The sequence below is a fragment of the Mesorhizobium sp. ISC11 genome, assembly GCF_037162595.1.
GTDB lineage: Bacteria > Pseudomonadota > Alphaproteobacteria > Rhizobiales > Rhizobiaceae > Mesorhizobium > Mesorhizobium ciceri.
Genome location: NZ_JAVSPW010000001.1, coordinates 5620103 through 5643149 on the forward strand (window position 1 = coordinate 5620103; position 23047 = coordinate 5643149).

20 protein-coding genes and 1 tRNA gene are annotated in these 23047 nt (G+C 62.7%); 14 read left to right on the forward strand and 7 right to left on the reverse strand.

Going from position 1 to position 23047, the window contains the following annotated elements; all coding sequences use genetic code 11:
* Positions 1 to 51: 51 nt before the first annotated feature.
* From RPF88_RS27175 to tkt, 4 genes are all read right to left on the reverse strand, one after another.
* The gene (locus RPF88_RS27175; RefSeq protein WP_013529247.1) at positions 52 to 1248 is read right to left on the reverse strand and encodes a phosphoglycerate kinase; all 1197 of its coding nucleotides are present in this window, start codon (positions 1246 to 1248) and stop codon (positions 52 to 54) included.
* 145 nt (positions 1249 to 1393) lie between these two features.
* The gene (locus RPF88_RS27180) at positions 1394 to 3283 is read right to left on the reverse strand and encodes a potassium/proton antiporter (protein WP_337123511.1); all 1890 of its coding nucleotides are present in this window, start codon (positions 3281 to 3283) and stop codon (positions 1394 to 1396) included.
* A 218-nt stretch (positions 3284 to 3501) separates the two neighbouring features.
* Positions 3502 to 4512 carry a type I glyceraldehyde-3-phosphate dehydrogenase gene (gap, locus tag RPF88_RS27185; RefSeq protein ID WP_063173206.1) on the reverse strand — a complete coding sequence of 337 codons (1011 nt, stop codon included), beginning with the start codon at positions 4510 to 4512 and terminating at the stop codon, positions 3502 to 3504.
* 158 nt (positions 4513 to 4670) lie between these two features.
* Positions 4671 to 6662, reverse strand: coding sequence for a transketolase (tkt, locus tag RPF88_RS27190; RefSeq protein WP_064993256.1), 1992 nt, complete (start codon positions 6660 to 6662; stop codon positions 4671 to 4673).
* Between the two features lie 263 nt (positions 6663 to 6925).
* Between tkt and RPF88_RS27195 the strand changes: the two genes are divergently transcribed.
* The 4 genes from RPF88_RS27195 (at position 6926) to RPF88_RS27210 (ending at position 9475) form a co-directional block, all read left to right on the forward strand.
* A complete protein-coding gene (locus RPF88_RS27195) occupies positions 6926 to 7198 on the forward strand; it encodes a DUF4164 domain-containing protein (protein ID WP_013529251.1) in 273 nt (90 codons plus the stop codon).
* An 11-nt stretch (positions 7199 to 7209) separates the two neighbouring features.
* A complete protein-coding gene (locus RPF88_RS27200; RefSeq protein WP_013529252.1) occupies positions 7210 to 7575 on the forward strand; it encodes a cell division protein ZapA in 366 nt (121 codons plus the stop codon).
* 224 nt (positions 7576 to 7799) lie between these two features.
* Entirely contained in the window at positions 7800 to 8459 is a 660-nt protein-coding gene (locus RPF88_RS27205) for a peroxiredoxin (protein ID WP_063173204.1), read from the forward strand.
* Positions 8460 to 8602: 143 nt separating this feature from the next.
* Positions 8603 to 9475, forward strand: coding sequence for an MBL fold metallo-hydrolase (locus RPF88_RS27210; protein ID WP_337123512.1), 873 nt, complete (start codon positions 8603 to 8605; stop codon positions 9473 to 9475).
* 138 nt (positions 9476 to 9613) lie between these two features.
* Here the strand turns inward: RPF88_RS27210 and rpoH are convergent, their stop codons facing one another.
* Both rpoH and RPF88_RS27220 read right to left on the reverse strand, forming a co-directional pair.
* Positions 9614 to 10525, reverse strand: a complete 912-nt coding sequence (gene rpoH / locus RPF88_RS27215) for an RNA polymerase sigma factor RpoH (protein WP_013529255.1) — start codon at positions 10523 to 10525, stop codon at positions 9614 to 9616.
* Between the two features lie 201 nt (positions 10526 to 10726).
* A complete protein-coding gene (locus RPF88_RS27220) occupies positions 10727 to 11767 on the reverse strand; it encodes an RluA family pseudouridine synthase (RefSeq protein ID WP_064993253.1) in 1041 nt (346 codons plus the stop codon).
* A 27-nt stretch (positions 11768 to 11794) separates the two neighbouring features.
* Here RPF88_RS27220 and RPF88_RS27225 point away from each other — a divergent pair, with 27 nt between their 5' ends.
* The 7 genes from RPF88_RS27225 to RPF88_RS27255 all read left to right on the forward strand — a co-directional run bounded on the left by RPF88_RS27225 (position 11795) and on the right by RPF88_RS27255 (position 15701).
* Positions 11795 to 12178 carry a fimbrial protein gene (locus RPF88_RS27225; RefSeq protein WP_337123513.1) on the forward strand — a complete coding sequence of 128 codons (384 nt, stop codon included), beginning with the start codon at positions 11795 to 11797 and terminating at the stop codon, positions 12176 to 12178.
* Between the two features lie 48 nt (positions 12179 to 12226).
* A complete protein-coding gene (locus RPF88_RS27230; RefSeq protein WP_023810974.1) occupies positions 12227 to 12634 on the forward strand; it encodes a VOC family protein in 408 nt (135 codons plus the stop codon).
* A gap of 90 nt (positions 12635 to 12724) precedes the next feature.
* Positions 12725 to 12799 (forward strand) — tRNA-Glu (locus RPF88_RS27235).
* Between the two features lie 249 nt (positions 12800 to 13048).
* Complete coding sequence (locus tag RPF88_RS27240; protein WP_013529259.1) at positions 13049 to 13225, forward strand: Flp family type IVb pilin; 177 nt, start codon at positions 13049 to 13051, stop codon at positions 13223 to 13225.
* 273 nt (positions 13226 to 13498) lie between these two features.
* Positions 13499 to 14080 carry a VOC family protein gene (locus RPF88_RS27245; RefSeq protein WP_013529260.1) on the forward strand — a complete coding sequence of 194 codons (582 nt, stop codon included), beginning with the start codon at positions 13499 to 13501 and terminating at the stop codon, positions 14078 to 14080.
* A gap of 22 nt (positions 14081 to 14102) precedes the next feature.
* Positions 14103 to 14960: a glutathione S-transferase family protein gene (locus RPF88_RS27250; protein ID WP_337123514.1), complete on the forward strand. Its 858-nt coding sequence runs from the start codon at positions 14103 to 14105 to the stop codon at positions 14958 to 14960.
* Positions 14961 to 15371: 411 nt separating this feature from the next.
* Entirely contained in the window at positions 15372 to 15701 is a 330-nt protein-coding gene (locus RPF88_RS27255) for a hypothetical protein (RefSeq protein WP_337123916.1), read from the forward strand.
* A 15-nt stretch (positions 15702 to 15716) separates the two neighbouring features.
* Here the strand turns inward: RPF88_RS27255 and RPF88_RS27260 are convergent, their stop codons facing one another.
* Entirely contained in the window at positions 15717 to 15929 is a 213-nt protein-coding gene (locus RPF88_RS27260) for a hypothetical protein (protein ID WP_013529263.1), read from the reverse strand.
* 305 nt (positions 15930 to 16234) lie between these two features.
* Between RPF88_RS27260 and RPF88_RS27265 the strand changes: the two genes are divergently transcribed.
* The 3 genes from RPF88_RS27265 (at position 16235) to RPF88_RS27275 (ending at position 22704) form a co-directional block, all read left to right on the forward strand.
* Complete coding sequence (locus RPF88_RS27265; RefSeq protein ID WP_127367512.1) at positions 16235 to 17149, forward strand: DUF2865 domain-containing protein; 915 nt, start codon at positions 16235 to 16237, stop codon at positions 17147 to 17149.
* Positions 17150 to 17272: 123 nt separating this feature from the next.
* Entirely contained in the window at positions 17273 to 17509 is a 237-nt protein-coding gene (locus RPF88_RS27270) for a hypothetical protein (protein WP_013529265.1), read from the forward strand.
* A 629-nt stretch (positions 17510 to 18138) separates the two neighbouring features.
* On the forward strand, positions 18139 to 22704 hold the full coding sequence (locus RPF88_RS27275) for a PAS domain-containing protein (RefSeq protein ID WP_337123515.1): 4566 nt from the start codon (positions 18139 to 18141) through the stop codon (positions 22702 to 22704).
* Positions 22705 to 23047 lie beyond the last annotated feature (343 nt).

Sequence of the window (23047 nt, forward strand, 5' to 3'; positions counted from 1 at the left end):
GAAGCCTCGGGCGGCCTTGTTCGCTCTCCGAGTGTTGATCGCCTCGGAGCCTCAGCGCTTCAACACATCGACGCCGGGCAGCGGCTTGCCTTCCATCCACTCCAGGAAGGCGCCGCCGGCGGTCGAGACATAGGTGAAGTCGTCGGCGACGCCGGCGTGGTTGAGCGCCGCCACCGTATCGCCACCGCCTGCGACCGAGACCAGCTTGCCTTCCTTGGTGCGCGACGCCGCATGCTTGGCCGCCGCCACCGTCGCATGGTCGAAGGGCGCGATCTCGAAGGCGCCGAGCGGCCCGTTCCACACCAGTGTCGCGGCGCGGTCGATCCATTCGCCGATGGTCGTCACGGTTTTGGCGCCGACATCGAGGATCATGCCGTCGGCCGGCACATCGGAGATGGCGACGGTCTCGCAGGCCGCGCCCGCCTTGAACTCCCTGGCGACGACGCCGTCGACCGGCAGGATGATGGCGCAGCCGGCCTCGGCCGCCTCGATCATGATCTGCTTGGCGGTTGAGGCGAGATCATGTTCGCACAGCGATTTCCCGACATCGGTGCCGCGCGCGGCGAGGAAGGTGTTGGCCATGCCGCCGCCGATGACCAGCGCGTCGACCTTCTTCACCAGGTTCATCAACAGATCGATCTTGGTCGAGACCTTGGCGCCGCCGACAATGGCGACGACCGGACGGACCGGTTTTCCCAGACCTTTCTCCAGCGCCTCAAGCTCGGCTTGCATGGTGCGGCCGGCAAAAGCAGGCAACAGATGCGCCAGTCCCTCGGTCGAAGAATGCGCGCGGTGCGCGGCCGAGAAGGCGTCGTTGACGAAGATATCGCCATTGGCGGCGAGTTTTTCGGTGAAGGCCGGGTCATTCTTTTCTTCGGCCTTGTAGAAGCGAGTGTTTTCGAGCAGCAGCACGTCGCCCTTGTTCATGGCGGCGACAGCGCTTCCGGCCGTGTCGCCGACGCAATCCGAGGCGAAACCGACGGGGCGGCCGAGCACTTCTGCCGTGGCTTTGGCGATCGGCTCCAGCGAGAATTCGGGCGAAGGCCCATCCTTGGGTCGGCCGAAATGGGCGAGCAGGATGACCTTGGCGCCCTTGGCCGATAGCTCGGCGATGGTCGGTGCGATGCGTTCGATGCGGGTGGCGTCGGTGACTTTGCCCTCAGTGACAGGCACGTTGAGGTCGACGCGCACCAGCACGCGCTTGCCGCTGATGTTGCCGATATCGTCGAGTGTCTTGAAGGCGGCCATGCGGGTTCCTTTCGCGAAAAACCGGGGGACCATACCCCGCATCGGCGACGATGCAAGGCTTAGGGCGCGCTCGAACCGAAATTTTGAAGTGGGCACGATCTTGCACTGGCGGGCGGATGAATGGCAGCGCTCAATAGCGGGTTTGTCAGCTTTCGGTTGCTGCCTTTTCCGGCGCTGGCTCCGGGGCCGGTTTCTCGTCCGCCCGCGCCTCGTCCGCCTGCGCCTCGGTCGGCTTGCGCCAATTGCGGATGAAGGCGGAAAGACGGTCGCCGATTTCTCCGGCGCTGAGGAAGACCGGCACCCGCGCCACCGGCGCGGTCGGCTCGAACGCCAGGCCGAGGCCTATGATCTTCCCCTTGTCGTCGACGTCGCGGACGATCAGTTCTATCGGGCCGAGCAGCACGCGGTCGGCATATTCGGCATGGCCGCCGAGCCGCGCCGTGACCAGCGCGCCAACGGTGAGCTTTTGCTCCGCTTCGGTTAGACCTGGCGTATAGGCTGCTTCCAGTTCGGCGGCGGGGCGCGCTGGATCGACGGCGAAGGCGCCGAAGAAATCGGCATCTTCGGGATCGACCACGGCACGGCTGGCGAACAGCTTGTCGAGCAGGCGCGGATAGCGATCCGGGACGAAAATGTAGACCTGGTCGCCGGCGGCGAGCCGGCCCATGTCCTGGAAGCGCATCGAACGGCCGTCACGCAGCACCAGCGAGGGTCGCGCCCAGCGTGGGATGCGCTCGCCGCGCGCCACCGGGCTGCCGGGTGCGACGCGATAGGCGAGAAGCTCGTGATGGGCCGAACCCGGCAATTCCAGCTCGACCTTGTCCAGCGGTCCGAGCCGCGCCGGCACGATCAAACCGAGGCGGCGCGCCAGCGGTCCGACCGTCCAGCCCTGGATGACCAGCGAAACCAGAACGATGATGAAGGCGGTGTTGAAGATGACACGGCCATTTTCCAGCCCGCCGAGCAGCGGGGTGATGGCAAGCAGGATCGACACCGCGCCGCGCAGGCCGACCCACGAGACAAAGGCGACTTCGGGGCGCGGCATGCGGAACGGGATCAGGCAGAGCCAGACGGCGACCGGCCGCGCCACGAACATCAGGAACAGGCCGAGCAGCACCGCCGGCACCATGATCGCCGGGAATTGCGAGGGCGTCGCGAACAGGCCGAGGATGAGGAACATGATGATCTGTGCCAGCCATGACATGCCGTCCTGGAAGCGCTTGAGGATGGTGACGGCGCGGATATCGGAATTGCCCGAGATGAGGCCGGCGATATAGACCGCCAGGAAGCCCGAGCCGCCAATGGCGCCGGCGGCGGCAAAGACCATCAACGACAAGGTCAGCACGAAGATCGGCAGCAGGCCATGGTCGAGATTGAGCCGGTCGACGAGACGCACGATGGCGAGGCCGCCGAGCACGCCGACGACAGCGCCAAGGCCCATGTTGAGGAGGAAGCCGAGGAAAAGGCTGGTGACCAGGACGTTGGTCTCGGGATTGGCATGAGCGGCGATGATCTCGACCAGCGTGATGGTCAGGAAGATGGCGATGGGGTCATTGGTGCCGGATTCCACCTCGAGCGTCGAGCGCACGCGTTCGCGCAGATTGATTTCGCCGGCACGCAGCAGGAAGAACACGGCGGCCGCATCCGTGGAGGCGACGGCGGCGCCGAGCAGGAAGGATTCCAGCCAGGTGAGGTCGAGCAGATAGTGGGCGGCGGCGCCGAACAGGCCGGTGGTCAGAATTACGCCGAAGGTCGCCAGCGACAACGCCGGGCCGGCTGCCTGCCGCAAGGCGTTGAGCGGCGTGCCGAAGCCGGAATCGAACAGGATGACGGCCAGCGCCAGTGAGCCGGCAAAATAGGCGATGCGGGCATTGTCGAACTGGATGCCGAGACCGTCGGTGCCGGTGGCGAGGCCAATGCAGAGGAACAGGAGCAGAAGAGGGGCGCCGAAGCGGAAGGCGATCAGGCTCGAAAACGCCGCGGCGACGACAAGCGCTGTGCCGACCAGCGTGACGAGATAGATCGCATGCTCCATCCTGAAATCAGCCCCTCAAATTCGTCTGTCTCCTGCTTTGCGAGAGAGTGGGGCGAAGACGTGACCAGTGCAAGGCGGCAGGGTGGCTTTTTGGCCTATGCCGCTGATTTTCGGATGTTTTGGCGCCCGGGACACGATTCGGGAAGGCGCAAGCTGCGCTCATGAAAAACGCCCGGGCAAAGCCGGGCGTTCCAAGTCTCGAAAAGAGGGCTTTGTGATCAGGCGATGGTCTTGCCGAAGGCGACCGATGTGTCGCCCATGCGGTTGGAGAAACCCCATTCATTGTCGTACCAGGAGAGCACCGATACGAAATTGCCGTCCATCACCTTGGTCTGGTCGAGCGCCATGATCGAGGAGCGCGGATCGTGGTTGAAGTCGATCGACACGTTCGGGTGATGAGTGACGCCGAGAATGCCCTTGAGCTTGCCGTTGGAGGCGGCGATCACCGCTTCGTTGATCTCCTGCACCGTGGTCGACCGCTTGGCGATGAACTTGAAATCGACGACCGAGACGTTCGGGGTCGGCACGCGGATCGAGATGCCGTCGAGCTTGCCCTTGAGGTCGGGCAGCACCAAGCCGATCGCCTTGGCGGCACCGGTCGAGGTCGGGATCTGCGACAGCGCAGCGGCGCGGGCGCGGTAGAGATCCTTGTGCATGGTGTCCAGCGTCGGCTGGTCGCCGGTGTAGGAGTGGATCGTCGTCATCATGCCTTTTTCGATGCCGACCGTTTCGTGCAGCACGGCTGCCAGCGGCGCCAGGCAGTTGGTGGTGCACGAGGCATTCGAGATGACGATATGATCCTTGGTCAACTGGTCGTGGTTGATGCCGTAGACCACGGTGAGGTCGGCGCCTTCGGCAGGGGCCGAAACGACGACGCGCTTGGCGCCGGCGGTCAGGTGTGCCGCTGCCTTGTCGCGGGCGGTGAAGATGCCGGTGCATTCGAGCGCGATGTCGATGCCGAGTTCCTTCCACGGCAACTGCGTCGGATCCTTGATCGCGGTGACCTTGAACGTCTCCTTGCCGACGGTGATCTGGTCGCCGGATACCGAGACTTCATGCGGGAAGCGGCCGTGCACGCTGTCATAGCGCAAGAGGTGCGCATTGGTCTCGACTGGGCCGAGGTCGTTGACGGCGACGACGTCGATGTCCTTGCGGCCGGATTCATGGATAGCGCGCAGGATGTTGCGGCCGATGCGGCCAAATCCGTTGATGGCAACTCTGACGGTCATAATTCTCTCCCTGGGAGTTGGAGGGCGGACAAGGGGTCTGCAGTTTCATAGCGGCGGAAGCAGAAAGAATCCAGCCGCACTGGCGTGGATTTAAATCGATTAAGTTGAGCCAGCCCGGCGAAGCCGTTTTCGCGGTTTCGCCGAACTGGCCCAGAATCTTACTTGGCGTGCAGGCGGGCTTCCGCCGCCTTGGCCGCGGCCTCGGCGGTAATGCCGAAATGCGGATAGAGTTGCTCGATCGTGCCCGACGCGCCGAAGCCGGTCATGCCGACGAAGATGCCGTCTGAGCCGATCAGATGATCCCATCCCTGGCGGATGCCGGCTTCGATCGCCATCTTGATCGGCGCATTGCCGATCGTCTTCTTGCGGTAGTCGTCGCTCTGCTGGTCGAACAGTTCGAAGCAGGGAACCGAGACGACGCGGGTCGGATGGCCGTGCTTTTCCAACAGCTCGCGCGCGCCAAGTGCGATCTCGACCTCGGAGCCGGTGGCGAAGATCGTTATCGCCGCCTCGCCGCTGGCGGCGGCCAGCTCATAGGCTCCCTGGCTGCTGAGGTTCTTGGCCGTGAATTCGGTGCGCACCGTCGGCAGGTTCTGGCGGGTCAGCGCCAAGGTCGACGGCGTCTTTTCCGACTCCAGGGCGATCTGCCAGCATTCCGCGGTTTCGACCGCGTCGGCCGGGCGTAAGACATTGTGGTTGGGGATCGCGCGCAATGCCGCCAGATGCTCGACCGGCTGGTGGGTCGGGCCGTCTTCGCCCAGACCGATGGAATCATGGGTCATGACGAAGATCGAGCGGATGCCCATCAGCGAAGCAAGACGCATTGACGGGCGGGCATAGTCGGAGAAGCACAGGAAGGTGCCGCCATAGGCGATGAGGCCGCCATGCAGCGTCAAGCCATTGATGGCGGCCGCCATGCCATGTTCGCGAATGCCGTAGTGGACATAACGCTGGCCGTAATCGTCGGGCGTAATGTTCTTGGTCTGGCTGGTCTTGGTGTTGTTGGAGCCGGTCAGGTCGGCGGAGCCGCTTATGGTTTCCGGCACGGCGCCGTTGATGACCTCCAGCGCCATTTCCGAGGATTTGCGGGTGGCGACCTTCGGCTTGTCGGCCGACAGCTTCTTCTTGTAGTCGGCGATGACGGCGTCGAAATTCGACGGCAGCTTGCCGGCGAGGCGGCGTTCGAACTCGGCCTTCAACTTGGGCTCGGCCTTGGCCAGACGTCCCTCCCAGTCGGTGCGCGGCTTGGCGCCGGTTTTACCGGCGGCGCGCCATGCGTCAAGGATGTCGGCCGGAATCTCGAAGGGCGGCGAGTCCCAGTTGAAGAATTTGCGCGCACCGGCGATCTCGTCGGCGCCGAGCGGCGAACCGTGCGCCTTGTTGGTGCCGGCCTTGGTTGGAGCGCCGAAGCCGATGGTCGTCTTGCAGGCGATCATCGTCGGCTTGTCGGAGTGACGAGCGGCTTCGATGGCATAGGCGATGGCTTCCGGATCGGTGCCGTCGATGTGGCTGGCGTTCCAGCCCGAGGCCTGGAAGCGGGCGACCTGGTCGGTGTTGTCGGCAAGCGAGACCGGGCCGTCGATCGAGATGTTGTTGTTGTCCCAGAAGACGATCAGCTTGTTGAGCTTGAGATGGCCGGCAAGCGCGATGGCTTCCTGGGAAACACCTTCCATCAGGCAGCCGTCACCGGCCAGTACGTAGGTGTAATGGTCGACGAGGTCGTTGCCGAAGGCTGCGTTCATGATGCGCTCGCCGAGCGCGAAGCCGACCGAATTGGCGAGACCCTGGCCGAGCGGGCCGGTGGTCGTCTCTATGCCGGTGGCATGGCCGTATTCGGGATGGCCGGCGGTCTTCGAGCCCAACTGGCGGAAATGCTTGATCTGGTCGATCGTCATGTCCTCGTAGCCGGTCAGGTGCAGCAGCGAATAGAGCAGCATCGAACCGTGGCCGGCCGACAGGATGAAGCGATCCCGGTCAGGCCAATGGGGGGCCTTCGGATCATATTTCAGGAACTTCGTGAACAGCACCGTGGCGATGTCGGCGCAGCCCATGGGCAGGCCGGGATGGCCGGAGTTTGCCTTCTCGACGGCGTCCATGGAGAGAAAGCGGATCGCATTGGCCATCCGGTCATGTTGTTCACGCGACGTCATGGTTCCTCCAGAAGTGGGGGTTTGGGGGCTTGGGAGAGCCCTTGAAAAGGGTGCGCGACACATAGCAGGCGCGGGCTTTTAGTCAACAAATCGGGTGCACATTTGCCGGTCTTGTGATGCCGGCGGCGGACCTACATTAGCGTTAGCGGGGGACAGTCGCGAGAGCTTTGTTGACGTTGCCTTCACCCGGTGCCTAATGTTTCAGGGATAACGCGTTCTGAACGTGAACGATTCGGTGATGGGCAGGGCACAGGACGAAGGCCATGACCGGGGAAGCCACACTCAAGGAAGTCATCGCGAGGCTGGGCAAGGCCATCGAGGGGCTGGAAAACGCCGTCGCGGCCAAGCTCGAGCATGAACGCGACTACTCCGAAGCCGAGGCCGAGGTGCAGCGGATGAATGCCGATCGCTCGCGGCTGGCGCAGGAACTCGACAATTCCGAAGCGCGCGCCGAACGGCTGGAAGATGCCAACAAGGAAGTCTCGCGACGTTTGGTGACCGCCATGGAAACCATCCGCGCCGTGTTGGACAGATAGGAGCTGGCCCGATGGCACAGGTCACGGTTTCAATCGACGGCAAGCAGTATCGCATGGCCTGCGACGAGGGCCAGGAAGAGCATCTGATCGATCTTGCCGAACGTTTCGACCGCTATGTTTCGCACCTGAAGGACTCGTTCGGCGAGATTGGCGATCAGCGGCTGACCGTGATGGCTGGCATCATGGTGATGGATGAACTCTCGGAGTTGCAGAAACGCGTCAAGGGCATGGAAAGCGAAGTGCTGACCTTGCGCAAGACCCGCGACGAGGCTCTGACCAAGGCCGACAAGAGCGATAGCGTGCTGACCAACGCGCTCAGCGCGCTGGCACAGCGCATGGAAGACCTGACTGTGACAATGGCGGTCAACAAGAGCTGAGGCAGGATCTCTCCTGTCCAGCTCAACAGGCTCTCATCCGCGTGCCGAGCATTCGGCAGCATAAAAATGCTCGCCTGCCGCCGACAAGAGTTTCATATTGTCTTGCAGTCACAATTTTTGCGCTAAGATGCAACGATGCCCGGGCGGGGCAGCTCGATGGCGGCATGGGTTGCCGCTTGTCGTTCCTCGCTGCCGACGGGTTCCGTTTACAGGGGAGATGTACCATGAGCCTTCGTATCAACGACATTGCGCCGGATTTTACCGCCGAGACCACGCAAGGGACGATCAAATTCCATGACTGGATCGGGGACGGATGGGCGATCCTGTTCAGTCATCCCAAGAATTTCACGCCGGTCTGCACGACCGAGCTTGGCACGATGGCGGGGCTCGAAGGCGAATTCAAGAAGCGCAACGTCAAGATCATCGGCATTTCGGTCGATCCGGTCGAAAGCCACGGCAAGTGGCAGGACGACATCAAGACGGCGACCGGCCATTCGGTGAACTACCCGCTGATCGGCGACAAGGACCTCAAGGTCGCCAAGCTCTACGACATGCTGCCGGGCGGTGCCGGCGAGACGTCGGAAGGCCGCACGCCGGCCGACAATGCCACGGTGCGCTCGGTCTATGTCATCGGACCGGACAAGAAGATCAAGCTGGTGCTGACCTACCCGATGACCACGGGCCGCAACTTCGATGAGATCCTGCGTGCGGTCGATTCCATGCAGCTGACCGCCAAGCATCAGGTGGCGACGCCGGCAAACTGGAAGCAGGGCGAGGACGTCATCATCACCGCTGCCGTCTCCAACGAGGACGCGATCAACCGCTTCGGCGCTTATGAGACCATCCTGCCGTATCTGCGGAAGACCAAGCAGCCCTCTGCCTGACCGCTCCTCGGAACAGTTTTTGGCTTTCCTGTCGCCGCGAGCGAAATGATGCTTGACTGGCTCACCCGAGCGGACAACCATGCTCCTCTCGGGTGTCGTTAGAGAAAATCATTCCTGACGACCGAGAGTTGGGGAAGCCAGAATTGGACGTAGCTTTGGCCAGGCCGCAGGTCAGCGGCTTCTACGACAAGCCGACCGGGGCCATCCAGTATGTCGTCGCCGACCAGGCGACGAAACGCTGCGCCATCATCGATCCGATCCTCGATTTCGACGAGAAATCCGGTGCTACGGCAACGACGAATGCCGATATCCTGCTCGACTTCGTCAGCGAGCAGGGGCTGAGGGTCGAATGGATCCTCGACACCCATCCGCACGCCGATCATTTCTCGGCGGCGCACTATCTGAGGGAGAAGACCGGAGCGCCGACAGCGATCGGCGACAGGGTCGTCGACGTCCAGAATTTGTGGAAGGCGATCTACAACTGGCCGGATTTTCCCGCCGACGGTTCGCAGTGGGACAGGCTGTTTGGTGAAGGCGAAACCTTCACGGTCGGCACGCTTCCGGTCAAGGTGCTGTTCTCGCCCGGCCATACGCTGGCGTCGATCACCTATGTGATCGGCGATGCCGCCTTCGTCCACGACACGCTGTTCATGCCCGACAGCGGCACAGCGAGGACGGACTTTCCCGGCGGCAGTGCCGCGCGGCTCTGGCGCTCGATCCAGGACATACTGGCGTTGCCGGACGAGATGCGGCTGTTCGTCGGTCATGACTATCAGGCCGGCGGCCGCGAACCCTTGTGGGAAAGCACGGTCGCCATACAGAAGGCGACCAACACCCATCTTGCCGCCGTCCGCAGCGAGGCCGAGTTCGTCGCCCTGCGCGAAGCGCGCGACAGGACGCTGCCGATGCCGAGGCTGATCCTGCATGCGCTGCAGGTCAACATGAATGGCGGGAGGCTGCCCGAACCCGAAGCGAATGGCCGGCGGTATCTGAAGTTTCCGCTGGATGGGCTTTGAGAGATCGCTGCCGGCGAAGCTGCAATCTTCCCCTTGCGGGGAGGTCGGATGTCGTCTCCGCTTTCGCCAACCACACAAGAAAAAAAGCGGCGCCAGTTTCCTGGCGCCGCCTTTAGATCTTGTTGCCTTTAGCCGGCTTTAGGCTGCGGGCTGCGCCTCAATGGTGCGCAGCGCCTGGGTCTGGCGCTTGGCGGCGGCCTTGACCGCATCCTGTACCTTCTCGAAGGCGCGCACCTCGATCTGGCGCACGCGCTCGCGGCTGATGTCGAATTCGGACGAAAGCTCTTCCAGCGTCAGCGGCTCCTCGGCGAGGCGACGGGCCTCGAAGATGCGCCGCTCGCGCTCGTTGAGCACGGCAAGAGCGCCCGACAGCATGCCGCGCCGGTTTTCCAGCTCGTCCTGCTCGATCAGCATCTCTTCCTGGCTTTCGTGGTCGTCGACCAGCCAGTCCTGCCACTCGCCGGACTCACCTTCGCTCGCCCGGATCGGGGCATTGAGCGAGGCATCGCCCGACAGGCGGCGGTTCATCGACACCACTTCGGCTTCGGAAACGTTCAGCCTGGTGGCGATCTCGGCGATCTGGTCGGGCTTCAAGTCGCCGTCGTCGAGCGCCTGGATCTTGCCCTTCACCTTGCGCAGGTTGAAGAACAGGCGCTTCTGGTTGGCGGTCGTGCCCATCTTGACCAGGCTCCACGAGCGCAGGATGTACTCCTGGATCGAGGCCTTGATCCACCACATGGCATAGGTCGCGAGGCGGAAGCCGCGCTCGGGTTCGAATTTCTTGACGGCCTGCATCAGGCCGACATTGCCTTCCGAGATCACTTCGCCGATCGGCAGGCCATAGCCGCGATAGCCCATGGCGATCTTGGCGACGAGCCTGAGGTGGCTGGTGACGAGCTTGTGCGCAGCGGAGGTGTCTTCATGCTCGGCATAACGCTTGGCGAGCATGTACTCTTCCTGCGGCTGCAGCATGGGAAAGCGGCGGATTTCTTCCAGGTAGCGGCTGAGGCCGCCTTCGCCGGAAACGATACTGGGTAGTGACTGGGCCATGATAGCGCCCCCTCTCTATTGGAGTGATGCCCCCGAAACGCGGCGGGCATGTGACGCGAGCACCAAAAGGCTCGCCCGCGACATCGGATCTTATACAGGAACAAAACCAGAAAAGACAGGCATTTGTTCAACACGAAACAGTGTGTCACGGTGAAGTGAACAATGTCAGTCAGGTTTTTTGATGGCTTGTCGGTGACGGGTTCAGAGTTTGCGGAAGCCGCCGACGAGTTCCTCCATGTCCCTCGGTAACGGCGCCTCGAACCTCATCGTTAGATGGGTAGTGGGGTGGCGAAATGCAAGGAGCCAAGCATGCAAAGCTTGCCGGGGAAATGCCTTGACCTGGCTTTTCAGCGGTTCCGGCAGCCGGTTGGCCTTGGTGCGGAAGGCCTGGCCATAATCGGGGTCGCCGATCACCGGATGACCGATATGCGCCATGTGGACACGGATCTGGTGGGTGCGGCCGGTCTCCAGCCGGCATTCGACCATGCTGGCGGTGGCGAACTCCTGTTGGCTCTCGCCGAAGCGCTCCTGCACAGCAAAGTGGGTGACCGCATGGCGGGCGTCGTCGCGTCCTTCCGGCACCACGGCACGGCGCACGCGGTCGGCCGCGCGGCCGAGAGGCGCGTCGACCCTTCCGGTCGGCCTCTGCGGTATGCCCCAGACCAGCGCCAGATAGGCACGTTCGAGATCGCCGGTGAGGCCGTGATCGGCGAAAGCCTCGGAGAGTGACTTGTGGGCGCGGTCAGTCTTGGCGACCACCATGACGCCGCTGGTCTCCTTGTCGAGGCGGTGAACGATGCCTGGCCGCCGCACGCCGCCAATGCCGGAAAGGCTGTCGCCGCAATGATGGATCAGCGCGTTGACCAGCGTACCGGTCCAGTTGCCCGCTCCGGGGTGCACGACAAGCCCGGCCGGCTTGTTGATGACAATCAGCTCGTCGTCCTCATAAAGCACATCGAGTGCGATGTTCTCGCCCTGCGGCTCCGCCGGCTCCGGTTCCGGCATGGTAACCGACACGCTTTCGCCCGGCGCCATCTTGCGCTTGGTCTCATCGACAGGCTTGCCGTCGACCGAGACCGCGCCCTGCCTGATCAGCATCTGCACGCGGCTGCGTGACATGTCCGGACCAAGCCTTGCCGCCAGCCACTGGTCGAGGCGCTGACCGGCCGCGTCCGCATCCGCCACCAGCACGGTCGGTACCGCCTCTATCAATTCAGGGGCCTCTTCGTTATGAGCGCTCATTGAAAAACCGTTCCGGAACTGTTTGCCATGGCCACCCCGATCGCCGAAGAAGACCAGGATAAGCCGCTCGACCCCGAGGTCGAAAAGGTGCGCAGGAAACTCGTCCGCTTCGTCGGGATCAATCTCGGCCTGCTGTTCCTCGCCCTTATGGTGGTGATCGGCGCCCTTGTCTACAAAGCGCGCAATGCACCGCCGGCGAACCCGCCGCTGGCCGGGGATATCCAGACACCCGCCGGCGAACCGGTCAGCGGCGACATCGTGCTGCCGGTCGGGGCCAAGGTGGTCAGCCAGTCGCTGTCCGGCAACCGTGTCTCGATCGACGCCGAGCTTGCCGACGGCAGCCGCACGATCTTCGTCTACGACATCACTGAGCGACGCCTGATCGGCCGCTTTGCGATCCGCAACAAGTGACCGAGCCGCAACGATGAACGGCAGCAGGCCCATGAGCAAGCCTCGGGGATGAGCGGGTTCGCCGAACATCGTCGCGTCGCCACGGTCGCCCTGGTCGTCGCCAATTATGACGAGGCGATTGCCTGGTATGTCGAGAGGCTGGGTTTCCTGCTCGTCGAAAATGTCGATCTCGGCGGCGGCAAGCGCTGGGTCACAGTGGCGCCGGCCAACGGGCAGGGCGCCAGGCTGCTGCTGGCCGAGGCTTCCGACGAGGCGCAAAGCAAAAGTATCGGCAATCAGACCGGCGGGCGTGTCTTCCTGTTCCTGGAAACCGACGACTTTGCCCGCGACCACGCGGCGATGCTGGAGAAAGGCGTCGAATTCCGCGAAGCACCGCGCTTCGAGCCCTACGGCACGGTGGCGGTTTTCGCCGATCTGCATGGCAATCTCTGGGATCTGATCGAACCGAAACGATAGGCTGACGGCCGGCTTTTCCTCGACCGGGGAAAGCGGCCAAACCCCAGTTGCTTTTTCCCAGCGCTCAGCCTATATCGCCGGTTCTTGAACGCGCCCATCGTCTAGCGGTCAGGACACCGCCCTCTCACGGCGGGAACAGGGGTTCGATTCCCCTTGGGCGTACCAAGTTTTTCGACAAATTTGCAGGATGCCGTCGATTTCGTTTCTGAAGTCGCGGAGCCTCGATACTGTGGCGTCCGGGAAACCCGCTCTGCACAGGTAGCCGCAGCCTTAAAAACTCCCAGTGGCACCAACCAACCCGGCCATTATTTCATTCGTCTGGCAAATGTTAACGGACGCGAAACCGAGAACCTTAACGTCCCCGCAACTCACGGCGAATATTAGTTTTCGCTTTAGTATCTGTAGGAGGTTGAAATGCAGAAAATAGCTTGTCGTTTCGCTTGGGACGAGTCTGGCGCGACCGCGATCGAGTATGGCTTGATCGCAGCTCTCATCGCGCTCGCGATCATCACCGGCGCCGGGGCGGTTGGCAATTCGCTCAACGGGATCTTCACGACCGTCGGCACTACGGTCAACAGCAGCGGCTCGTAAGTCGGTACATCAATTCGGTCGGCTATCGGCCGGATTCGCCGATCTCAGCCTCCAAAGCGCAGCGCGTACGTGCTTCCGATGCCGGGCATCGGAAGTGCGGACGGCGCACTTTCCATCAGTCGGCTTTATCCGTTGCGTCACCGCGTTCGTCGCTTCTGGCGCCGCGGAGCTGTTTGCATTAGCATCACATCATGGATCCTGGGTGCGGCTCCAGCGGCGCGCAGAACGCCGCGCTGTCCGTAAGGCCAGTTGATCCATGGGGGAGGAAGGCCAATGCAGAAGCTGCAATCGCAGGGCGTCCATCACATCACGCTGGTCGGCGCCGGGCGCCAGACCTCTATCGATTTCTGGGAAGGCGTGCTCGGCATGCCGTTCATCTTCGAACAGCCCAATCTCGACAAGCCGAGGGAAAGCCACCTCTATTTCGATCCCGGCGACGGCCGGCTGATCACTATCTTCACCGACGAGAGCCGGACGCCGGAGAAGCGGCGCACGCCGACCGATCCGGGCTGTGTTCACCACATCGCCTTTTCGGTGTCGCGCGTCACCTTCCTGCAGGCGGTCTCCCGGCTTGACGAGCGCGGCATCAAGCACAGCGGCGTCAAGGATCGCGGTTTCATGGATTCGATCTATTTCGAGGATCCGCTCGGCTTGCTGATCGAGTTGGCGTCCTACCGCTTCGAACCGCCGGCGGGCTTCACCCATGCGGATGTGCTGATGGAAGCGCACAGGTTGCGGGTCGGGCGCGGCGACTACAACATCGCCGAAGTGCATCTCGCCGATGCGATCCAGACGCTCGTAGAGCGTTCCCGTGCCACCCTGTCGGACGATCGGGCGCCGAAGAACCCATACTGAGCAGACCAGAGGGAGGAACAAGATGGCCAAGACAGCGACGAAGACTGCCGGGAAATCCGCGGCCAAAGCTGCCGCCAAGCCGGCGGCGAAAGCTGCGGCAAAGCCAAAAGCCAAGGCGGCCGCCAAGCCTGCCGTGAAGGCGACGGCAAATGCCGCGCCCAGGGCCAAGGCCAAGCCGGCCAAGAAGCCGGCGCTGAAGCTCAGCATGCTGAAGCCCAGCGTCAACAACATGACCGTGCGGGTGTTTGCGCGCGCGGCGGGTTTCGACCACGCCGAGACCGATGCCTGGGGCCACACCCGTTCGCCGGAGTTCATGGCGCGAAATCCCGCGCATTTGACACCGATGATCGAGGACAAGGGCCTGCCCAGAGGCGTGCTGTGGGAAAGCTGCGCCATCATGCAATATCTCGCCAACAAGCACGGGCTGGAGAAATTCTATCCGAAGGCGCCGGCCAAGCGGGCGATGGTCGACAGTGCGATGTTCTACCTGATCGGCACGCTCTACCCCTATGTGGCGCGCGCCACCTATCCGGCGCTCGGCTTCCCGCACTATGCCGGCGAGGTCGGCCACAGCGACGCCCATCCCGACAAGAAGTCCGAAGCCCAGAAGGCGGCGATGGCTGCGATTGCCGAGCCGCTGGAGGTCTTCCACTCGTTCTTCAGGGACGGCAAGCCGTTCATCGGCGGCAAGCATCCGTCGATCGCCGATATCCGGCTGGCGGCGACGCTCGAATTTCTGGCTGTCATCGACTATGCCTTGCCCACATGGGCGAAGGACTATGTGGCGGCGATCGAGAAGAAGCTCGGCAAGGCCTATAGCGAGCCGGCCGGCGACGTGCGCGGTTATATCGCCCATGTGAAGTCCCAGGCCAAGGCCTGAGCTTAAGGGTTCGTTAACCAAAGCCCTGTCTACTGCAGGCAATTCGCTTTCGGCCCGCGACCACGGATGTACTGGCGCAGAACGTCGCAGCGATAGGAAAGGTCGGCGCAATGCCGGCCTTTTGCTTTTCGCACGCTTCGTTCGACGCAATTCCCAAGGGAAAAGCGTTATGCGCCTTTCCGGGAAAACCGTTTCACACTTAACCGGCATTGCTTTATCGCCAGGCGCGATCGAGCAGCGATCAGACCGCGCAAGCCCAGTCAGGTGTCGCTTTTTCGGCGTCAAGTTTGCCGAGAGATATTGCCATTGCCGACGTTGGCCCTACCATCCATTGAGCGTCCCAGATGGACCGTGGTCAGGCGTGAGGGCTGGCGATGAAAAGCGTTGCGATGGATTGCGGTTGCGGGCGTGATGCTGGCGGGCACTGTTCATGCGTCAAGTGCAGCTGAACTCAACACGATGGACGATGTCGGGGCCGCGATCCAGGCTTGCTGGACACCGCCGGCGGGAGCGGGAACCGCCAGCGTCACCTTGAGCTTCAGCTTCAAGCGGGACGGCACGCTGATCGGCCCACCGAGGCCGACAGCCATCAAGGTGGAAGGCGATGCCAAGGCGAAGAAGTCCTTTGTCGACGCCGCAACGACCGCCTTGCAGAATTGTCTGCCCCTGACCTTCTCAGCGAAACTGGCGCAAGGCATCGCCGGCAACGTGTTCACGTTGCAATTCGCCTCTCCCAAGTAGGCACCCGCCGCCGGCTCAATGGTGACTGCGCCTTGCCGCGGCATGCCGGGCAAGATCGGGCGTTTCGAAGACGTAGTCGTTCCAGGCCGATTCCGGAACCTGACCGGCCAGATAGCATTCCAGCAACAGGCTTTGTTCGGGATTGAGAGGCCTTGGCGCGCGCTGATCCAGCCCCAGCGAGTGAAACAGGTTTCTTGTCAGGTCCGAGACGGTGAAGTGGATCGACATCTGCGTTCTCCCTTTGGTCCTTCAACGCGGAAGACCGGGCAAAGGTTTCGAACGCCTGGCGATAATGGCGGTCCGTTTCGTTGCAGGTCCGCGGCGAGGGTCGGGCTTGCGCTTTCCTTCGAGGTTCGTCTCAATCTTGAAATAAAAATGTAATATCGAATTTACACGAGATGACATAATACAATAGACAAAAGCTTATTCGAGCTGAAGTTCTTGAGATAATTAGAGTTTACTCATATAGCTGAAGCTTGTGTAAGTTATGGACTGTAATTCCGGGTTCTCCGCAAAAAGGACCGAGTTGTCCGATGATCCGTTTCTGGCCTTCCATGATGCTCGCATTGATTTCGCTGGCGGCGGTTTTGTTCGGGACGCTTTCGTCCTACGCGGACAGCTGCGGCGCGATCAGAAGCCAGTTGCTTTCGGGTGGCCGCAGCAACGGGGCGAACCCGGAGCTTGCTCAACTGCGCCGGCAACTTGCAGCCATCCAGACTATCGAGAGACAGCGCCAGTGCACGGCGAAAAGTTCGCTTGGTGGTCTCTTCAACGCTTGCGCCGATCTCGCCAGGAGCCGCTCGGATGTGCAGCGCCGGATCGCTGCCGCCGGGAATTCAGGCCGCGACACGGCGGGTCTGCAAGCGCGCCTCGTGGCGCTTGGCTGCGCGCCTTCGGCAAAGCAACGGTCTGCGCGCGCCGCGCCCGGCACCCAATCGGCGAGCACCACGTTCGGCGGCAATGCGATGCTGTTTTGCGTGCGTCTGTCGGACGGGTATTTCTTCCCGGCGCCAAAGTCGCAATTCGCCGCCAGCGGTGATCTGAAGGAGACGGCCGATCAATGCCGTTACATCTGCGATGACCCCAGCGTCGACCTCTACACGTTGAGCGATGCCAGCCTCGAAACCGACCAGATGGTCGCGCTCGACACGCGCAAGCCTTATACCGAACTGCCGGCAGCCTTCAGATATCGCGATGATGCGAATTTCAAGGCATGCGACGTCAAGCGATACTACCAGCGGGTCACCGAACTGCGAGCCAGGACTGTGACGCCCGCCAACATGCGCAATGCCATTATTCCGCTGCCGACGGCGAAGCCGGATCTCGGCACGGTTGCGGCCGTCCCTGGAATCGATGCCGAAGCGCCAGGTGCCGCCCAGCACCTTTCGATCGAGGCCGGCAAGCGGTCGGTGCGCGTGGTCGGCCCGGCGTTTTTCCCGGCCGAATGATCGCCGGCTTCCCCAATTGGCGATCACCGGCTGCGGCGTGCCTGCTGCGATGCGGTTGCCTGATCCGGCTGGAACAGAGAGGCGCTCACGGCGTTGTGATCGACATCAGCCGGGAGAAACGCCGTGGCTACGTTCCGGGAAATGCGGGTGCTGGAGATCGTCGAAGATGACTCGCTGACCACCGAACAGAAAATCGCCGAACTGCGCGAGATCGAATCCGAGGCGCGTGGGCTGCAGCGGGCTGCCTCGGAGGGTCCGATGGACGACGATGACGGCTGGCAGGAAGATCTGCGTCAGGTTCGTCTTGCACTCGACAAGCTCGGTGCGAAGGAGCCGAAAAAGGGCGCTGCTTCACTGTGAGGCCGGGTCACCGAAGCTATCCGCGGATCGCGTCTTGATCGCATCCCATCCGAAAACCGGGTCCCGCTTTTAGGGACCCGCTCCGATCTAATCGCAGACCATGCGAGCTCTCTTGCCAGGCTCGCTGACGTTCCTGCAGGTCAGCGGTTTCGCTGGCGCCGATAGGGAAGCGGACGCAGGCAACCTCGTCTGGTGCCGTCTCGGTGCGGCATGGCTGACCTTGCGCTCGGAAAAACGCCGGTCCGGCTGCGGCGCCACAGGAAAAGCGCCGTTCTCGACCTCGGATTGCCCATAGTCGACATTCGGTGGCGGCCGATCCCAGAATCGCCGGACATCAAGCGGTCTCGGGATGACGACCGTGCCGTCATAACTGCGCGAGCAACCGCCGCCGAAAAGCAGCGCCAGCCCCATGAAAAAAGGCACAATCCGTCCAAGCATCAGCAATACCCCTGCCGTTGCTTATATAGCGGGTTCGACCCCGCCGACAACCGGGCGGAATGAAGCAGACCGCGCCGCGCAATCCTGTCCAACCGACCGTTAAGGTTAGCGGATCCTTAATGCTTCTCGGGCAGATTCCGCCGACGAACCGCGGAGGAGGGTTCGGCCTTGGTTTTCGGGGTGGGGACGGCATGGCGGAAGCGGACGAAACAATCGGCGCGCGCGGCAAGCGCGGGCCTCGCAGATCCACAGTGCATGGCGACGATGCCTCATCGTCCGCCTCTTGCATGGATTCGAACGATGCGCTTCGCCAACTCGTTGAAGCCGGTTCGGACTGGGTCTGGGAAACGGACGCCGAACTGCGCTTCTCCTGGCTTTCGCAAAATTACCAGGCCGCCACCGGCATCGATCCGGCAAACGTGCTTGGCCGGTTCCGCTTCGACTTCCTCAACCAGGTCCTGAACGGCGATCGCAGTGGCGCGGCGCATCTGGAGGATCTGCAGGCGCACCGGCCTTTTCGCGACTTCGTCTATGAGCTCAAGGCTGGCAGCGCCGACTGTCGCTGGGTTTTGACGTCAGGCTTTCCAAAGTTCGACGACGAAGGAAGATTTGCCGGCTATCGCGGCATCGGCCGCAACGTCACGGCTCTGGCCGGCGCCTTCAAAAATCTGGGGCAGGAATCATCGGGTGATGGCGAGCCCGACCAGCATCTGGCCGACCTCGAGCGGACGATGGACGCCATGCAAATGGGCGTCGTGCTTCTCGATGCCAGGCTCGACACGCTGATCGTCAACAAGGCCTATCGCGACCTCTCGAGGATTCCGGACGGTGCTGTTGCCGTCGGCGCTCCGTTCAGCCTGTTGATGGAGCTCAACCGCAGCAGCGGCATCTATGGCGACATCGACGAACAGCAATGGCAGCGCTACCTCGCTACTCGCCTCGACGAGATTCGCGCCGGATCCGTCGCGCCTCGCGAATTTGTCCATGCCAACGGCAGGACGATGATGTTTTCGGTGACGGCGTTGTCCGGGGGCAAGCGGCTGCTGACCTACTATGAGGTCACCGAGATCAAGCAGCGCGATGCGGAGATCAAAAACGCCAATGCCAGGAATGCCGAGACCTTCGCCAGTCTCCGCACAATGGTCGACCAGATGCCGATCGGTGTCCTCGTGCTCGACGCCGATATGCGCGCCGAGATCATCAACCGTGCTTTCTATGATTTCTGGCAGATCGACGCGCGGCGCGCCGAGATCGGCTGCAGCTTCCGCGATCTGATGGACGCCAGCCGCGACATCGATCCGTTTGGCTCCGACGACGCGTCATGGCAGCGGCATATCGCTGAGCGCGAGGCGGAAATCAGGGCCGGTACCGCCGGATCGCGGCAGTTCCCACGCAATGACGGCCGCACGCTGATATCGTCGATGGCGCCGCTGGCCGGCGGGAAGCGGCTGATCTCCTATGTCGACGTCACCGACATGAAGGACCGGGAGGCCGAACTTGCCGACGCGCTGGAGAAAGCGCGGCTGGCGGAAGCGGTGATCAACGCCGTCAAGGATCCGATCTTCGTCAAGGACGACCATCTGCGTTTCGTCTTCGTCAACGAGGCGTTCGCCGCTCTGTTTGGCCAGACGCCGCAAGCCATGCTCGGCAAGCCCGGCGGCGATTTCCTCCCAACGAACGCTGTCGCGCTTTTCGAGCAGAGCGAACGTGACGTCCTTGCCACCGGGCGGCCGTACGAAGTGGAAGAGAATTTCGAGGTCGACGGCGCCAGCCGCTCGCGCATCGTCCGGAAGAGCCGCGTCGGCATGGCCAGCGGCCGCAACTACGTTGCCGGCTTCCTGTTCGACATTTCCGACATGAAGCGCCGCGAGACGGAGGCGCAGGACGCACGCAAGCATCTCGCCAGCGTGCTGGAATCCTTGCCGGCCGCCGTGATCATCTACGATCGCGACGACAGGTTCGTTTTCGCCAACCGCAAGATCCAGGATACGCTGCCGGCCTTGAAGCCGGCGTGGCAGCCCGGCTGTACATTCCGCGAAGCACTCGTGCTGGGTCATGCGAACGGCTATTTCCGCAGCAGCGGCGATCCGCAAATCGACCAGCTCTACGACAGCGATCATGACCGCTGGCTGGACGCGATCCTCGCCCGCTACCGCTTGCCCAGTTCCTCCTACGAGCGTCACAATCCCGATGGCCGCTGGTATCAGGTCTACGACATGCGGACCGACGACGGCACCTTCATCGGCGTTCGCGTCGACATCTCCGAGATCAAGAGTCGCGAGGCGGCATTGCGCGATTCCATGCGCCAGATCGACCTGTTCCGGCATGTGATGGACGAGTTGCCGGTGGCCGCCTTCATCAAGGCGCAGGACCTGAGCATCGAATTCGTCAACAAGGCCTGGTGCGCGATCACCGGCTTGGCCAAGGAGGATGTCATCGGCCGCACCGACCGGCAGTTGTTCGGCGCGCAGGACGCGGATGGCTACAGCCATGACGACACGCAAGTCGCCGTGACGGGCGTCGTCAAGGAGGTCGAGGAACCCGTCACCCATCGCGACGGCACGGTTCGGCAGTTGATGACCCGCAAGAGCCGCCTGGTGGCGCTGGACGGGTCGGTGCATCTGGTCGGCTCGAGCACCGACATCACCGACGTCAAGGCACGCGAGCGTGCGCTGGAAGAAAGCATGCGCGAGAACGAGGTGTTCCGCAGCCTGATCGACAATGTACCGGTATCGATCTACGCCAAGCGCTCCGATCTCCGGCAGTTCTATGTCAACAAGGGTTGGTGCGATCTGACGGGCTTCAGCAAGGAAGAGGCCATCGGCAAGACCGACATCGAGATTTTCGGGCCGGATGGCGAGGCCTTTGTCAATGGCGACCTCGCCGTGCTGCGCACCGGCGAAACTCAGGAGGTCGAAGAGACGGTGACGCTGGCCGACGGCAGCGTCAGGCATCAATTCGCCCGCAAGGGCGCGATGATCGCCTCCGACGGTTCGCTCTACCTGATCGGCTCGACCACCGACATCACCGAGCTGAAGATGCGGGAGGCCGAACTGCGCGAGGCGCGTCAGCGCGCCGTGCTCGCCGACCGCGCCAAGTCGGAATTCCTCGCCAATATGAGCCATGAGATACGTACGCCGATGAACGGCGTGCTCGGCATGGCCGAACTGCTGGCCAAATCGGACCTCGACCCGAAGCAGAAGACGTTTACCGACATCATCGTGAAGTCGGGCAATGCGCTGCTCACCATCATCAACGACATACTGGACTTCTCCAAGATCGATGCCGGTCAGCTGGTGCTCGATCCGGCGCCGTTCAATCTTGCCGAAGCGATCGAGGACGTGGCGACGCTGGTGTCGACGCGCGCCAAGGAGAAGGACCTCGAGCTGATCGTACGTGTCGAGCCTCGGCTCGAGAGCCTGTTCATCGGCGATGTCGGCCGCATCAGGCAGATCGTCACCAACCTGCTCGGCAATGCGGTGAAATTCACCGATGAGGGCCATGTGCTGGTCGACGTCACCGGCGAGAGGGTTCCAACCGGAACGAAGCTCACCATTTCGGTCACCGATACGGGCATCGGTATCCCCGAGGAAAAACTGAAACTGGTGTTCGAGAAATTCAGCCAGGTCGACACTTCATCGACGCGGCGGCACGAGGGGACCGGCCTCGGCCTCGCCATCACCTCGCGGCTCGTCGAGCTGATGGGCGGCGACATCGGGGTCGAAAGCGCCGAAGGCAAGGGTTCGACGTTCTGGTTTTCGGTGACGCTGCCGAGGGCCGGACAGCAGAACGGACAACGCATCATGCCGATCGACGTGACCGGCGCGCGCGTGCTGATCGTCGACGACAATGCCGTCAACAGGGCGATCCTGACCGAGCAGATGACATCATGGACGTTCGATTCCTGCGCGGCCGAAAGCGGCGCCGAAGGCCTCAAGGTGCTGATCGCCGCTGCCGCCTATGGCGTGCCGGTCGATTGCGTCGTGCTCGACTACCAGATGCCTGAAATGAGCGGCGCCGAAATGGCGCGGATCGTGCGCAACACCGCTGGCCTTGCCGGAACGCCGATCATCATGCTGACCTCGGTCGACCAGTCGCTCGCCAACACCAGCTATCGCGATCTCGGCATCGATGCCCAGCTGATCAAGCCGGCGCGCTCTTCGGTGCTGCTGGAAACGCTGGTCGCCACCATCCAGCGGCATCGCCACAACACTGGCGGCAGCGACCCGCAGCCGCTCGCGGCCGACGTCGCTGCGAGCAATGTGACGCGGCCGCAGCCCTCGGCACCGTCCGAACAGCGGGCGCTGCTGCAGCCGCCTTCGATTCGCCCCCGGCCACCGGTGGCGGCTGGTGGCGACAGGCTGGACATACTGGTGGCCGAGGACAATGAGGTGAACCAGATGGTGTTCACCCAGATCCTCGGCGAGACCGGTTATGGTTTCGAGATCGTCGGCAATGGCCGCAAGGCGCTCGACGCCTTCGGGCGGCTCAACCCGTGCATGATCCTGATGGATGTCTCCATGCCGGAGATGAACGGTCTCGAAGCGACCGCCGCCATTCGCCGGCTGGAGGAAGAAACCGGCACGCATGTGCCGATCGTCGGCGTCACCGCGCATGCGCTGAAGGGCGACCGCGAGCGCTGCCTGGAGGCAGGCATGGACGACTATCTGCCCAAGCCGATCAGTCCCCGGGCGCTGCTCGAGAAGGTCGAGCGCTGGGTCGGCGCCAGCCGGCAGGCTCAGCGCAACGCCGGGTAGGGCCGGTCCTGCCTGTCCGAGTGCCGGAAATACGGCGAAGATTCGCGCCCTGCCAGCGGCCAAGACTATGGTGCGATCGCACCATATCAAAGGTTGTATCCAGTCGAGACAATGGCGGCGTTCGATTCCTCCCTTTCCAGTTACGGGCGGGAGCAGCGACCGCCGGCATGAGACAGCGTCAACCTACCCCAACGGACCTGTTTTCGGCGATGGCCCGGCCATGACACCGTCTGGCTGAGAGCAACGCGCTCCCGTCCGGCTTTTTTTCGTAAAGGCCGGCTAACCCCAAATCGCCGGCCAATCTCGGCCCCAAGCGGAGCAAGTCTCTGATTCCGGGGACAAA